At 42.3% G+C, this 15,024-nt stretch carries 14 protein-coding genes; 11 read left to right on the top strand and 3 right to left on the bottom strand.

Going from position 1 to position 15,024, the window contains the following annotated elements:
• The first annotated feature begins 2 nt into the window (after positions 1–2).
• The 4 genes from IGI89_RS07345 to IGI89_RS07360 all read left to right on the top strand — a co-directional run bounded on the left by IGI89_RS07345 (position 3) and on the right by IGI89_RS07360 (position 5,120).
• Positions 3–821 carry a carbohydrate ABC transporter permease gene (locus IGI89_RS07345; protein WP_005228015.1) on the top strand — a complete coding sequence of 273 codons (819 nt, stop codon included), beginning with the start codon at positions 3–5 and terminating at the stop codon, positions 819–821.
• Positions 805–2,097, top strand: coding sequence for an MBL fold metallo-hydrolase (locus tag IGI89_RS07350; RefSeq protein WP_005233728.1), 1,293 nt, complete (start codon positions 805–807; stop codon positions 2,095–2,097). Before IGI89_RS07345 ends, IGI89_RS07350 begins: the two co-directional genes overlap by 17 nt.
• 16 nt (positions 2,098–2,113) lie before the next feature.
• The gene (locus IGI89_RS07355; RefSeq protein ID WP_016612916.1) at positions 2,114–3,397 is read left to right on the top strand and encodes an ABC transporter substrate-binding protein; all 1,284 of its coding nucleotides are present in this window, start codon (positions 2,114–2,116) and stop codon (positions 3,395–3,397) included.
• A gap of 175 nt (positions 3,398–3,572) precedes the next feature.
• Positions 3,573–5,120 carry a bifunctional metallophosphatase/5'-nucleotidase gene (locus IGI89_RS07360; protein ID WP_016612915.1) on the top strand — a complete coding sequence of 516 codons (1,548 nt, stop codon included), beginning with the start codon at positions 3,573–3,575 and terminating at the stop codon, positions 5,118–5,120.
• A 43-nt stretch (positions 5,121–5,163) separates the two neighbouring features.
• Here the strand turns inward: IGI89_RS07360 and IGI89_RS07365 are convergent, their stop codons facing one another.
• The 3 genes from IGI89_RS07365 to IGI89_RS07375 are packed head-to-tail and all read right to left on the bottom strand — an operon-like array spanning position 5,164 to position 6,751.
• Positions 5,164–5,325 (bottom strand): hypothetical protein, encoded by a 162-nt coding sequence (locus IGI89_RS07365; RefSeq protein WP_005233739.1) that lies wholly within the window; start codon positions 5,323–5,325, stop codon positions 5,164–5,166.
• 33 nt (positions 5,326–5,358) lie between these two features.
• Positions 5,359–5,709: a hypothetical protein gene (locus IGI89_RS07370; RefSeq protein WP_005233740.1), complete on the bottom strand. Its 351-nt coding sequence runs from the start codon at positions 5,707–5,709 to the stop codon at positions 5,359–5,361.
• Positions 5,710–5,728: 19 nt separating this feature from the next.
• Positions 5,729–6,751 carry a lactonase family protein gene (locus tag IGI89_RS07375; RefSeq protein WP_034872149.1) on the bottom strand — a complete coding sequence of 341 codons (1,023 nt, stop codon included), beginning with the start codon at positions 6,749–6,751 and terminating at the stop codon, positions 5,729–5,731.
• Positions 6,752–6,869: 118 nt separating this feature from the next.
• Here IGI89_RS07375 and IGI89_RS07380 point away from each other — a divergent pair, with 118 nt between their 5' ends.
• The 7 genes from IGI89_RS07380 (at position 6,870) to IGI89_RS07410 (ending at position 15,016) form a co-directional block, all read left to right on the top strand.
• Entirely contained in the window at positions 6,870–7,223 is a 354-nt protein-coding gene (locus IGI89_RS07380) for a PTS glucitol/sorbitol transporter subunit IIA (protein ID WP_042890673.1), read from the top strand.
• 15 nt (positions 7,224–7,238) lie between these two features.
• On the top strand, positions 7,239–8,420 hold the full coding sequence (locus IGI89_RS07385; protein ID WP_005233743.1) for an AI-2E family transporter: 1,182 nt from the start codon (positions 7,239–7,241) through the stop codon (positions 8,418–8,420).
• Positions 8,421–8,703: 283 nt separating this feature from the next.
• The gene (locus tag IGI89_RS07390) at positions 8,704–9,285 is read left to right on the top strand and encodes a TetR/AcrR family transcriptional regulator (protein WP_429960248.1); all 582 of its coding nucleotides are present in this window, start codon (positions 8,704–8,706) and stop codon (positions 9,283–9,285) included.
• 19 nt (positions 9,286–9,304) lie between these two features.
• Positions 9,305–9,841, top strand: coding sequence for a flavodoxin domain-containing protein (locus IGI89_RS07395; RefSeq protein ID WP_008379457.1), 537 nt, complete (start codon positions 9,305–9,307; stop codon positions 9,839–9,841).
• A 530-nt stretch (positions 9,842–10,371) separates the two neighbouring features.
• Complete coding sequence (locus IGI89_RS07400; RefSeq protein WP_101699360.1) at positions 10,372–11,298, top strand: ROK family protein; 927 nt, start codon at positions 10,372–10,374, stop codon at positions 11,296–11,298.
• Between the two features lie 129 nt (positions 11,299–11,427).
• Complete coding sequence (locus tag IGI89_RS07405) at positions 11,428–13,695, top strand: helix-turn-helix domain-containing protein (RefSeq protein ID WP_438735482.1); 2,268 nt, start codon at positions 11,428–11,430, stop codon at positions 13,693–13,695.
• A gap of 19 nt (positions 13,696–13,714) precedes the next feature.
• Positions 13,715–15,016 (top strand): family 20 glycosylhydrolase, encoded by a 1,302-nt coding sequence (locus IGI89_RS07410; RefSeq protein ID WP_438735483.1) that lies wholly within the window; start codon positions 13,715–13,717, stop codon positions 15,014–15,016.
• Positions 15,017–15,024 lie beyond the last annotated feature (8 nt).

Genomic DNA, 15,024 nt, shown 5'->3' on the forward strand with positions numbered 1-15,024 from the left:
GAATGAAAAAAATTGTCACGATTGTTTCGATGCTGTTTTTAGCAATTTTAGCAGTGATCACGCTATTTCCCTTTGTCTATATGATTTTAGCTGGTCTAATGACCTACAGTGAAGCAACCAGTATTCCACCGACGATCATGCCAGAGTCCTTCCAATGGAGCAACTACGGGGAAGTCTTTACCCGAGCACCGTTTTTACGCTACTTCTTCAATACGGTCTTTGTTTCAGCGGTCACTACCATAGCGACGCTGATCACGGCAATTTTAGCTGCTTTTGCATTAACGAGTCTTGAATTCAAATACAAGCGTCTCGTGATTGGTTTAATGATCTCCTTACTGATGGTTCCTTATGAATCCATCATCTTTACCAATTACAATACGATTGCTCGAATGGGCTTATTGAATACGTATAGTGCCTTGATCATTCCGTTTCTGACCAGTATTTTTTACATCTATTATTTAAACGGTTATTTACAAAGTATTTCTAATACCTTTTATAAGGCAGCCAAAATTGACGGTGCCAGCGACCTAGCTTATATCCGCCGAATTTTGATCCCCATGTCTAAACCAGCCTTGGTGACAGTCGGGATTCTGACGTTCATCTCTAGCTGGAATTCTTTCTTATGGCCGTTGTTAGTGACGAATGAGAAAAAATACCGTCTCTTAAATAATGGATTGGCTGCCTTTACCACAGAAAGCGGCAGTGACGTTCATTTACAAATGGCGGCAGCGACCTTGACCGTCATTCCAATTCTGATCATTTACTTGATCTTTAGAAAAGAAATTATCAAAGGAGTGGCTAAAGATGGCATCAAAGGATAAAACAACGATCACCTTCCATAGCGGAATTTTAACGATTGGAGGAACCGTCATCGAAGTTGCGTACAAAGATGCCCATATCTTTTTTGATTTCGGTTCGGAGTATCATCCAGAAACACCCTTACCAGATGAAGAATTACAAACGTTAGTTGCGCATCGCTGGATACCAGAACTGAAAAATGTCTACGATCCACGCTTAGACTACACGTACCAAGGAAGCGAAACGAAAGAATACCAAGAAACAGCAGTTTTTCTTTCCCACGCCCATCTGGATCATTCCAAGATGATCAACTTTTTAGACCCAAATATTCCTATGTACACCTTGAAGGAAACCAAAGCGATCCTCGAAGTGTTGAATCAAAAAGGGGACTTCTTGCTGCCCGTTCCTCATGAGGAAAAAAGCTTTGTCCGTGAATTGATCGGCTTAGAACCCCATGATGTGATTCGGATCGGGGAAATCGAAGTCGAGATCATTCCAGTCGATCATGATGCGTACGGTGCGGCGGCCTTGTTAATTCGCACGCCGGATCATTTTATCGCTTATACCGGTGATTTGCGTTTGCATGGCTATCATCCAGAGCGTACCAAAGAATTCTGTCAATTAGCCAAACACACGGATCTATTGATGATGGAAGGGGTCAGCATCAGCTTCCCAGAAAGAGAACCGGACCCCAAAGCGATCACGGTGGAAAGTGAAACAGAATTGATTGAGACCTTCGTGCGTTTGGTCAAAGAAAATCCCCAACGACAAATTACCTTCAATGGCTATCCAGCCAATGTTGAGCGCTTTATGGCGCTTGTTGAAGCCGCGCCGCGGACGGTTGTTTTAGAGGCGACGCAAGCTGCTTTGTTGAAAGAAATTTTCAATAAAGATGTACCGTTCTATACGATCGATGATCAAGTACCAGCGACTCTCGATCCAGCCTTCGCCATTTCTTATCAGGCATTATGTGCCGACACGAGCCAGTACCTTTGGCAAGCAGTCGCGCATTTTGAAAACTTGCAAACAGGTGGATTGTATATTCACAGTGATGCGCAGCCGTTAGGCGATTTTGATCCAGCTTATCAAGTCTTTTTGGATCAACTGGCAGCACTGGAGATCGAATTTGTCCGTTTGCCAAACTCGGGACATGCGAAACCAGCTGATTTAGATCAGATCATTGCATGGATCGAGCCCCAACGATTGGTTCCAATCCATACGCTGAAACCAGAAAATCTGGTGAATCCGTATGGTGAAAGAATATTGCCGCAACGCGGTGAAAAAATTATTTTAGAGTGATAGAGGAGAGGAAAAAATGAAAACAAAGAAACTTGCATTTGCAGCAGCTGCAGCCGCGACATTGGTATTAGGGGCTTGTGGAAACAACAACGATTCATCTGGTTCTACCGAAAGTGATGAAATCGTTACAGAACTAAGCGAAGATACGACTGTCACCTTTTGGCATGCAATGAATGGTGCGCAAGAAGAATCATTGACGAAATTGACCGAGCAATTCATGGACGAAAATCCAAACATCAAGATCGAATTGCAAAACCAATCCAGCTACTCTGATCTACAAGCAAAGGTGAATTCAACCTTGCCTTCACCAAAAGATCTACCAACTATCACCCAAGCATATCCTGGTTGGTTATGGAATGCTGCCCAAGATGACATGTTGGTTGACCTTGGCGAATACATCAACGATGATACTATCGGTTGGGGTGACCAAGAAGAGATCCGCAGTGCCCTTTTAGAAGGCGCGCAGATCGACGGCGTGCAATACGGGATTCCTTTCAACAAATCAACAGAAATGCTGTTCTACAATGCAGACATGTTAGACGAGTATGGTATTGACGTACCGACAAACCTTGAAGAATTAAAAGAAGCTTCTCAAGAAATCTATGAAAAATCAAACGGTGAAGTAGTAGGTGCTGGTTTTGACTCATTAAACAACTACTACGCCATCGCAATGAAAAACCAAGGTGTTGATTTTGACAAAGACTTGCAACTAGACAGCGATGAATCAAAAGAAGTCATCAACTACTACCTGGATGGTGTCAAAGAGGGCTACTTCCGAATCGCTGGTTCTGATCAATACTTGTCTGGACCATTTGCCAACGAGCAAGTCGCAATGTATGTCGGCTCAATCGCAGGGGAAGGTTTTGTTAAAAAAGATACCGAAGGCAAATTTGAATATGACGTAGCAGCTCGTCCAGAACCAATCAACTTGCAACAAGGAACTGACTTGTACATGTTCAACAGCGCAACACCAGAGCAACGTACTGCTGCTTTTGAATACATGAAATTCTTGACTTCTCCAGAAGCGCAAAAAACATGGGCAATCGATACCGGCTACATGCCAGTTGTTGAATCTGTTTTGGAAAGCGATGAATACAAAAACAATCCTGAAACAAAAGTGGCTGCCAAATTAGAAGATGCAACCAAAGAATTGTTCTCGATCCCAGTGATTGAAAATGCTGATCCTGCTTACAATGAAATGCGTTCAATCATGGAAAACATTTTGTCTAATACAGATCAAGATGTCGATCAATTGATTGAAAACGCAAAACCACAATTAGAAGATGCTTGGAACCAATAATTCTGAATTTCTTCGTCAAAATAGGGTATAATCAGGGAAACACCTGAGATGAAACACCAAAGGGTTTGTATCATAAGGTTTGAAGACGCAAGGAAGCAGAATTTGCTGGCTTTCGAGGGTTTTCGACTTATGCGCATGCCCTTTTGGTGTATTGAGGGGAAAAGGAGTCTTTTGAATGAAAATCACGTTTTTAGAAACGAGCGATATGCATGGCTATGTCTATCCAACCAATTTTGCCGATGACACGGAACAAGGATTCGGCGTGGCAAAAGTTGCCACCAAAATGAAAGAACTGCGCCAAGCAGCCACCGGATCGGTCGTAACGATCGAAAATGGCGACTTTATCCAAGGATCGCCCTTAAGCTATTACATTGCCAAAAGCCAGCACTCCGTTGCCGCATTGACCGCTGTCGTCAACCACCTAGACGTTGATGTTCATGTCTTAGGCAATCATGAGTTCAACTACGGTCTGCCTTATTTGCAAGAAGCGATCGCCAGCTACCAAACGCCGGTACTTGCAGCCAATATTTTAAATGAAGCGGGGGAACCATTCTTTGGGCAAGCTTACACCATCATTGAAAAAGAAGGGGTAAAGATCGCGATTTTAGGAATGGTGACGCCCTATATTCCTCATTGGGAACAACCTGCGACGATTCGCGGGATGCAATTTGTCAGTATTGTTGAGACGGCGAAAAACTATGTACCTTACTTACGAGAACAAGCCGATATCGTTGTCATCAGCTACCATGGCGGCTTCGAGCGTGATTTAGTCACTGGGGAACCGACCGAATTATTGACTGGCGAAAATGAGGGCTATCAATTACTGCAGGAAGTTTCAGGAATCGATGCCTTCTTCACAGGACACCAACATCGTGAGATCGCCACAAAAATCAATGGTGTCCCTGTTGTGCAGCCCGGTTATCGTGGAAGCTTTATCGGCGCCATCGAATTGACGGTTGAAAAAAATCAGACAGGGGTTCATGTCACAAACAGTACGGCTGCGTTGATCCCTGTTGCGGATGCTGTCCCAGATCAAGAGACGTTGGCTTTGTTAGCACCCATCGAAGAAGAGTTACAAACATGGCTAGATCAGCCGTTAGGCAAAGTCAGTGGGGACATGCGAATCAACGATCCGATGGGGGCACGCTTGAAAGAGCATCCTTATATTGAATTCATCAATCGTGTTCAGATGGCTGCCAGCGGTGCTAAAATTTCTGGCACTGCTCTTTTCAACAATGAAGGCAAAGGCTTTGGCGCAACCATCACGATGCGGGATGTGATCACCAATTATATTTACCCAAATACATTAGCTGTAGTCAAAATAACAGGTGCCGAATTAAAAGCTGCTTTAGAACAAACGGCGGATTATTTAGCCGTTGTTGACGGTCAGATCGTTTTCAATCCTGCTTTTATTGAACCAAAACCGCAATATTATAACTACGATATGTATGAAGGCATCGAGTATACGATCGATCTTAGTCAACCCGTTGGTCAACGAATCACCCGTTTGGACTTTGAAGAAAAAGCCATTGCGATGGACCAAGAATTAGAGATCGTCATCAACCAATACCGTGCCGTGGGCGGTGGCAACTACGCCATGTTTTCTGCCGAAAAAATCGTTCGTGAGATTCAAGTCGATATGACGGAACTGATTGCTGACTATTTGAAACAGCATCCTCAGATCGAAGCTACGACGAATCAAAACTTTCTAGTGACGTTATAATAGCAAAACAGCCTGCGATGAATGAATCATCGCAGGCTGTTTCTTAATTTTCTACATTACGTACATAGTCATCAAAGTATTTTACCAAATCCGCTTTGACTTGTTGATAGTCTTCTTCGGAATAGTCTTTGTCTTCTAGTTTTGCTTCGAAAAATGGCATGGCCAATTCTTCTCGTAAACGATCCAACACTTGTTCTTGGTTCATAACGTCACCTTTTTCACTTTTGATTTGATTTCATCATAACAAATGAAATGAGGCTGTCAATGCTTCGTAAGTGTCTTTCATTTTTTCTAAACGATTTTTTAAAGAAACAAAATCATCGTCATCATGAAAAAGGACTTGTTTTAATTCAAAATAATAGATCTCAAAAGCATCAAAGAAAGCAATGACTTCCGCTGTTTGCAGCTCTTTGGCAGTATCGCAGCGAATATAGGCTTTTTCAGCGATCGCATACGTTTCCGCAGTCGTTAATAGGACCAATGATTCATTGTATTTGCGGCTCGTCACTAGTTCAAAGGTTGATTGACATTTATTGTAGATATTAGAAAAATCTTTGAGCACGAGTTCCTTTGGTGTTTTATCAAACATGGGGGAATCCTCCAAAACTTTATTTTTTGAATAAGACGCAGACACATTCTGGTGCGTAGATGTCTTTTTCTAAGACAGTCAATTTGCCAGTGGCTTCATCGCGTTTGTATAACGTTAGGTTATCAGAATTTTGGTTGGCACAAACCAGATAATCGTTTGTCGGGTCCAAATCGAAATCGCGAGGGAAGTCGCCTTCTGTTGAGATTGATTGAACAAAAGCCAGGCCAGCGCCTTCATCGGTTACTTCAAAAACAGCGATTGAATTATGGCCGCGATTTGAGCTGTAAACAAAACGTCCATCGTTCGAGATCCGTACCGCAGCGCCACTGTTGAAATCCGTAAAGTCCGCAGGGATCGTTGGCACCTTTTGGATTTTCTCAAAACTGCCATCTGCTTGATTGTAGCGTAAAACAGTCAATGAGCTGTCTAATTCGCCCACTAAGTAAGCGTATTGGTTATTTGGATGGAAGACTAAGTGACGAGGACCAGTTCCGTCTTCTGCCACATAGACAGCTACTTCTGTCAGTTTGCCATCTTCTGAAATATCATAAGTATAGACCCGGTCCGTTCCAAGGTCACAAACTGCTAAACGTTGGTCTGGTGTTAAGTCAGTATAATGGACATGAGGTTTGTCTTGGTTTTCATGAGAGCCGACGGGTTCATCATGGTAGATGCTGTCCGTTGCTTCGATGCTGCCATCTTCTAGAATTTTATAAACATTCACTTCACCTTTGTGGTAGTTGGCACCATATAAAAGCTGACGGTTTTCATCAACTGCTACATAGCAAAGGGGTGCGCCTTCTTCCGTTGCGGTATTCAGCAAGGTAAAGTCTGGGGTATAAGCAGCGGCGCCGCCGTTGCCAGCTACTTCTGTGACGCTGTAAACTGCTTCTTTTTTACTGCGGACAAGATAAGTCGGACTTTTTTCTTCCGCACATAAGGTCAAATCGGTCAGTGTTCCTTTTTCCGTATCTAAAGCGATCGAATAGATCCCCTTACTTTCGCGACGAGTGTACGTACCTAAATAAATCGTTTGCAACATAAAAAAACCTCCTAATAGTTTCATTCCTCTTTAATTCTACCATAGAATGCGGTTTTGGGCGGGCAGAAAAACTCTTTATGTTATAATAAACGAGAAGATAGAAAGGGGAGTTTGTCATATGAAAAAAGGGACGATCAAAGAAATCGGTCCACAGGCGATCGATTCGCAAGAAAGAATGATCATCTTCTTTGGGGAAGAAGCGACCGATACATTGCGAGAATATTCAGTCATCCAAACGATTCCTGATTCGCAAGCGTTAGTCGTAAAGAAAGAGGATCAGATTACTTTTGGTGATCAGACCTATCAAGTCCAATATGTAGGAACGGTGGCTAACCAAATCCTGCAAACGATCCAGCATGTGACCTTTGTCTTTGACGAAGTGCCGGCTGAAGAACCGCTTTCAAGTGCGATTTATTTAACGCCAACTGTTTTGCCGAACCTAGAAGTCGGCATGCAAGTGACGTACAACTAGGAGGCAAAGAATGTCATGAAAGAAACGCAGAAAAAGCCGCATTCCTGGTTTTGGAAATGGTTTTTAAACAATCAAGCAGTGACCAGCTTGCTGGTCATTTTATTGATTCTCTTAATTTTGCTGCTCTTCACGAAAGTTTCATATTTGTTTGAGCCTGTCTGGCAATTTTTAGCCATCGTCGGATTGCCAATCATTTTGGCGGGGATCTTGTATTACTTGATGAATCCCACTGTTGACTATTTGGAGCGCAAAGGAATCAAACGAATTTACAGTATTTTTGGTCTTTTTGTTTTGGTGGTTGGTCTGATTGTCTGGGGGGTGGTGGTCATCATTCCTAAGATCCAAGAGCAATCCATGAGTTTTGCGGATAATCTGCCGGGGTATTTGACGATTATTGAGAATAAGGTGAATGAAATCTTGTCTGATCCAATCTTCTCGCAAGTCCAAGATCAGATCGAAGCTTCCAATGAGAAGTTGATTTCTTCTCTGACGGATATCGTCCAAAATCTTTCCCGCAGTACGATTCAAAATCTAGGTAGTTTCTTCGGGGCCGTTGCGACGATCGTTTTAGCGGTCATTACCATGCCGTTTATTTTGTTCTACCTACTGAAAGATGGCCGCAAACTAGCCCCTTATTTTGTCAAATTTTTACCAACCAAAATGCGCCAGCCGTCACTGATCGTTTTAAAAGAAATGAATGACCAGGTATCCTCCTATATTCGGGGACAGCTGACAGTGGCGTTTGCGGTCGCAGTGATGTTTATGATCGGCTTTAGTATTATTGGCTTAGATTATGCCATCACACTGGGGATTGCAGCGGGATTTCTAAATTTGATCCCTTATTTAGGCTCCTTTTTGGCCATGATCCCTGCGGTCTTTTTAGGAATCGTCGGCGGACCCGTGTTACTGATCCAAGTTCTGATCGTTTTTGTTATTGAGCAAACCATTGAAGGACGCTTGATTTCGCCATTAGTTCTAGGAAATGAGTTATCGATCCATCCTGTCACGATCCTGTTAGTCCTCTTGACTTCAGGAAAATTGTTTGGTCTTGTTGGGGTCATTTTAGGGATTCCTGTCTATGCGGCTGCCAAGGTGATCATTACCCATGTGTTTGAATGGTATACGCGGGTTTCCTCCTTGTATGAAGAGGAAGAACCAATCCTCGAAGCACCACCAGAGGACACCCCAGAAGTTTAGCAGCTTCGAGTGCAAAAGAGTCCATACGTATTATCAACGGTACAGCCTTTTTCTGTGGGCTGTACCTTTTTTGTGCGGATAAAAGAGCCAACAATCACTGGGAAGTAACGGAAGATTTACAACCTATGAACGATGATTTGGGAGAAACCGACAGCTCTTTATTCAATAGAAAGAGCGAGGGAGTAGTTGTCTTGGACCCGATTGACTTCGCAGGAACAAAAGAATATAATCGAGTTATATAAATCGTTTATATAATGTGACTTGTGCTTAAGGAGGGTCTTGGATGCCAAAACAACGAATAACAAAGGAAATGGTGGTTGATGCCGCTTTTGAGATTGCTCGAAAAGGCGGTATGGAGCAAGTGATTGTCAAAAATATTGCGGAAAAGTTAGGCTGTTCAGTCCAGCCCATTTATAGTTATTGCACCAATATGGAAGGACTGCGGACAGAAGTAGAGCAGAGAGCACGGCAATTTTTACAAGAGTTTTTAGAAGCCCATAGTGACTCCCAGGATCTGTTTCGCAGTACCGGACACGCATATTTGCAATTGGCGAAAGAAGAACCCCAAATTTTGAGAATTTTTGTCTTACAAAAAAGAGCGAATGTTTCGTCATTAGAAGAGCTGTATCAGTTGGAGACGAATCCTCAAGTAGCGAAAAGGATTGCCGCCGATTTGAACATCAGCATAGAAACCGCCAAACAGCTGCACTTGCATATGCTCATTTACACGATCGGAATCGGCACGATTTTCGCAGTAACGACACCAGGTATTCCACTAGGTGAAATCTATGCACAACAGGAAGAAGCTTACGAGATGTTTTTGAAACAGGCAATAGATGGCACAAAAAGTAGGTCGCAGTCCTAACTGCAGGGAGGAATTCCTCATGAAAAATGGCATTATTGTTTATCAATCGAAATACGGCGCTGTCAAAAAGTATGTCCACTGGCTTCAAGAAGCAACAGGTTTTCCCTGCCTAGAAACCCCAAAAGCCAAAATAGCTGAAGTAATGGATTATGACACAATTATCTTCTGTGGGGGAATCTATGCTTCGGGTATTGCTGGACTGTCCTTTTTAAAAAAGAATAGCAATCAGCTAAAAGGCAAAGAGATACTCATCTTTTGTGCGGGAGCTTCTGTTCCTGAAAAAGTGGTAGTGAAAAAACTCAGAGAACAGAATCTCACGGGTCCGCTAAAGGACATCCCCTTTTTTTACGGAAGAGGACAATGGCAGGAAAGCAAAATGAACTTTTTTGATCGAACCTTAGTGAAAATGTTAAGAAAAGCGGCCGCTAAAAAAGAGCCACACACCTATGACCCACAGACGAAGGTACTCATGGAAGCCAATGGACAAGATTGCGATTGGACGGATAAAAAATACTTGGTTCCGTTGGTGGATTATTTGGAGCAGGAATTGTATTGAACGAGCACAAGCGCTTTATTGAGGTTTTATGAATCAAATGAGCAATAAGTGACCAGAGTGTAAGAACAGAACAAAATTAGTTTACTGCGAATAGATTTTTTGTTGTGACACCAAGAGTCTGCAACTAAGTTCTTAAAATTGTTTGATCTATTCCTAAAATTCAATGAGTAAGTAGAATGCCGATCACGCATGAGAGGATGTCTTATGCGTGACGGTTTTTTTGTTTATAGCTTATCTTAATAGAAAAAACGGGAGTAGCTGATTCCTTTGTTTATAAAATTCTCAGACATTGTATCTAATAGTTCTATTTTTTAGCTTTGCATGATGAACATTTTTGTGAAGCTGAACGTTAAACCAGGTCTTTCAAGTGCTAAAAAAATAAGCAGAGAAGCTATCTCTGTATGTACAATGTATATTCTTTCTAAATGCAAGATATCTTTCGTTGCGGGCTTTTTTATGGCTTGGACGGATTTGACATATTGTTGCAAGAAATACATATGGTCGCTGAAAACATTGGTTGCGTATACTGAATGCAAGACAAAAGAAAACCTTGTGAGGTCAAGAAAATGTGGATTTTAGCAATTGATATTGGCGGTACTGCTATTAAATGTGGGTTAGTGAATAGTCAAGGGGAACGCAGACAATTGACTCAATTTCCTATGAACAAGGAATATTCCACAGTCACGCAACGTATATGTCGACAGATCGATGCATTCTATGCAGCAGCATTTGATGGCATCGCTATTAGCTCAACGGGACTGGTTGATCCCCGAAGCCAAGAAATCGGGATGACATCACCTTTATATGAAGGATTTGGTAAAAGACTGGTTAAGCATTTGCGCAGTACATACCAATGTCCAGTGGCTGCCGAAAATGATGGCAACTGTGCGTTATTGGCAGAAAAATGGTTGGGTCACGCTCAAAATTGTGCGTCCTTTGCGACAATTGTCCTAGGTACATCCGTTGGCGGTGGCTTGATGATCGATCATCAATTGATTCGCGGCAAACACTTACTAGCAGGAGAGTTTGGTTATCTGCTTTTTCCGACCGAAAGGAAGGATTGGGAACTTTGGAGCATTGCAGGGTCAACCAGAACATTAGTAGAGAAAACAGCAAAACGTATCGGAGACCCAACAATCAATGGCCAGCGTATTGATACACTGGTTCAAGAACAAGATCCGCGATGTCTGCCAGTAGTAGCTGATTTTGTCGATAAACTGGCGGCGGCTTGCTATAGCCTGCAATATATGATTGATCCGGAAATCATCTTGATTGGCGGTGGAATCAGTGCGAGCCGTTTCTTGATCCCACATGTAAACGCACGATTAGCTATGATTGCTGAGCAGATTCCTAGTACTGTTATCGTGCCAAACATTTGTGCCTGTCGTTTCGGCAATGAATCTAATTTATTGGGCGCTTGTTATAACTGGTTAAGAAAATACAAGCCTGATAGCTGACTTGTAAAAAAGCATTGTTTTTTATTAAAATAAAGCGTATTTTATTAGAGTATCATACATTCTTTTCTCCTAAATAAGTACCAATAAATGAAAGCGTTTTTTAGCTTTCGAAATAACAGAGAATAGGTGATGCAAATGGGAAAGTACACGGAACTGAATCGTCAAAAACTATTTAGGGGAATCATTCGTGCCATCAGCTCTTATTTAATCGTGTTTTTAGTGCCTTTTTTAGCCGTGTCATGGATTTGGTATGATACATCTGTCAAAAGTATCAATGAACAAGTGATGCTGACCGCTAGAAATCAATTGATTCAGTTGAAATATTCTTTAGAAAATACGTTTATTCAATTGAATTATCTGACGCAAAAAATGACCAATGATCATGTTGTCTCATTGAAATATTTGCAGCATCCTTACTTGACCAAAGAAGCAAGAGAGGCCATGCAAACGTACAAAATCACCAACGACTTAGTCGAAGAAGTCTATTTATATTATAAAGAGTCCCCAGCAACCTTGTATTCAACCGTAGGATCATTCTCTTTTGACACATTTTTGAAAAAAGTACTGCCGAAAAATGAAATGGGCCAGGAACAGTTAGCCGCACAATTGGATTCCTCAGCGCCTACATTGTTGACATTAGAAGGCGCCGGTGAGGAGCAGCGATATTCCCGTTTCTTTTATATCGTTCCCATTCAAAGTGAAGAGATGACTGTCTATGGCTCAGCGATCTATGAAATCAAAGAGAACAATTTGAAGAGAATTCTTGATCTCAGCAATAACGATGGGATCAGTAACACCTATATTATCAATGATGAGTACCAGTTATTAGCCAGTACCACCAATGATGAGTTAGCGCGCTTTTTAAATCATCCCGAACGCATGAAAAAAGGCATTCAAACAGGACGAATGCGGTTTGAACAATCAACGTATTTTGTTCAAGCGATTGCCAATAATGAATTGAATATTTCAGTGGTAGCCGTTGCTAATCCGAATCAAGCGCTGGCATCGGTCAACCGTGTACAAGAGCAGTTCGTCCTAGTATTTATCGCCATATTATTTACGGGTATCACTGCAGTCGTGATGCTTGGGTTACGTAGTTATCGCCCAATTCGCAAAATCGAAAATCTGGTTCAGGAGTTTCATCGGGACCCCAAAATGACCCTTCATTCGATGGATGATGTCCATAATACCTTGGAGGCATTTTTGGTTGAGCACCAAGAACTGCATCAGGAAGTCCGCCTGCAAACACCTCATGCCAGAGAGCAAGTGCTGCGCAAATTAATGAGCGGACGTTTTCGGTCCGAGCAAGAACTGGCTTTGCTTTTAGAAGCGGTTCATGTCTGCTTTCCTAAGTCAAATTACTTTGTGATCGCCATCGATACGAAAACTGTGGATTCCAAAGCCAAGCAAGGAGATAAAAAATTTCTGATCGATTATATCGAGGAAATCAAAGAGGCGGATTATACGGCATATGCGACGGAAATTTTATCCAAAGAAATGTTAGCCTTGACAGTAGGGTTTGTTGATGGCAAAGAACAACAAGAAATTGTGGATGCCATTGCGGAAAAAATTACCCATGCGATCTCCCTAACACCCACAATGGGTGTCGGTATGACGGTCGATCAACTAACCGCCATCAATGAATCCTATATCGAAGGGTTGGCAGCACTGGAAAATCAAGGGAGTCAAGGCAAGCAAATCAGCTACTATGCGGAGCTTTCCAAAGAGACCAATCATTTGCCAATCAATTATCCAGACAATCAAAAATTAAAATTGATCCAAGCCTTGAATCAAGGAAATATTGAGATTGCCAGTGAAACGATCCAGCGGTTGATCGAAGAAGGCGAGAGTAAACAGACTTCGCCTCGTGTCCAAAAAATGTATGGCTACTACTTGTTGAATACGATCGCGCAAGTCGGCGGTGAATTGGTGGGGGCAGAAGTACTGCATACCGCTTCTGAAAGTGCTGATTTCAACAGCTTGAATCAATTGCAGTCTGCCTTGTTAACGATTGCCCAGCAGATTTGCACGAAGGTGCAGAAACAGCCGCTGGATGATGAGTCGGAAATGAATGAGAAAATCTTCAGTTTTATCCAAGAAAATTACCATTCCTCACAGCTCTCCTTGGAATCGGTGGCAGAGGAGGTTGGTGTTTCTGTCTCTTATGTCAGCCGTTTTGTAAAAAAAGAAAGCGGCAAAACCTTCTCCAAATATATTCAAGAACTAAGACTGAAAAAAATCAAAGAGGAACTGATTGAAACAGATTTGCCAATCAAAGAAATTATTCGCAACAATGGGTATTATGATGTTTCCAATTATACGAGAAAGTTCCGAAAAATAGTGGGTGTGACACCAGGGCAATACCGTGAAATGAACCAAAAAATGAGAAATTATTGAAAGTATGGGGGAAAATGAGATGAACAAACAAGTTGATTTGACAAAAGTTCAGCAACGAGCAGCCGTCTTTTTTGAGGAAATAGGTTGGCAGTCGGCGAAAGATCCGTTACCGAAAATAGTGATCGATCCGCAGCTGGATGCTGATTTTCGATTTGAAAACCAAACAATCAGTGTGTCCTCGCCAGAACATGCCTTTTACGCGTTAACCAAATATGGCCGAGATCAGGCGACGGGTCAATTAGCACAGAAAAGCTATCTAGCAGCGCTTAAAGAACGCTGTCTGATGATCGATATCGGGCGCAAATTTTATTCGCTAGCTGATTTGAAAGCAATCGTCCGCAGCATGGCTTGCTTCCAATTCACGCATCTGCAACTTCATTTTTCGGAAAACGAAGGCTTTCGGATTGAATCCCAGCAATTTCCAGAAATTGTTTCGGAAGAATGTTTGACCAAGCAAGAAATTCGTGAATTGATTGCGTATGCTCAAAACCATGAAATTGCCATTATCCCTGATTTTGATTCTCCTGGTCATTTGCGTCAAGTCCTAGCACAAAAACCTCAATGGCAATTGCTGACAGCAGATGGCACTCGTGATGATCGAGCATTGAACATTTTGGATTCAGAAGCGGTAGCCTTTATTCAGGAAGTTTATCGGGAATATGCGCAACTGTTTGAAGACAGCACCTATTTTCACATCGGGGCCGATGAGTTTATTGATTTTGACCAGTTAGAAAACTTTCCACAAATGATCGAAGCTGCCCGCGAGCGCTATGGGGAAAAAGCCAGCGGAATCGAAGTCTTTATTGATTATGTCAATGAGCTGGCGGCCTTTGTTGAAAGTCTCGGCTTTGTTGTACGGGTCTGGAATGATGGGTTTTACCGCTTGAATCGCCAAGAGCAGACAACGTTGACGGAGAATTGTCAAATCTCCTATTGGACCCGTTGGAACCAGAATATGGCGCCGGCGGATGTCTTTTTTGAAAAGGGCTATACCATGATCAATCACAATGATAATTTTTTCTATTATGTCTTAGGAGAAGCAGCAGGGTATACCTACCCAACTTACGAAAAAATCAGCAATGAATTCCAGTTGACGACGTTTGCCAATGGACAACAAGTTGCACAGGAACAGCTTGCCCAAACACAGGCGATCGCTTTATCCGTCTGGGCGGATGTACCTGAGGCTCAGACTAGTCGTGAAGTGATCCAAGCGATTTTTTGGCTCCAAACGGCCATTAGCCAAAAAGTTTATAATGAGCCAAATCGACCAAAAGAAACATTTCGAAAGCTTTATGATGGGTGGGAAGCGACATTTAGCTGATTGTTAGA

Source organism: Enterococcus sp. AZ141 (assembly GCF_051714385.1).
GTDB lineage: Bacteria > Bacillota > Bacilli > Lactobacillales > Enterococcaceae > Enterococcus_D > Enterococcus_D entomosocium.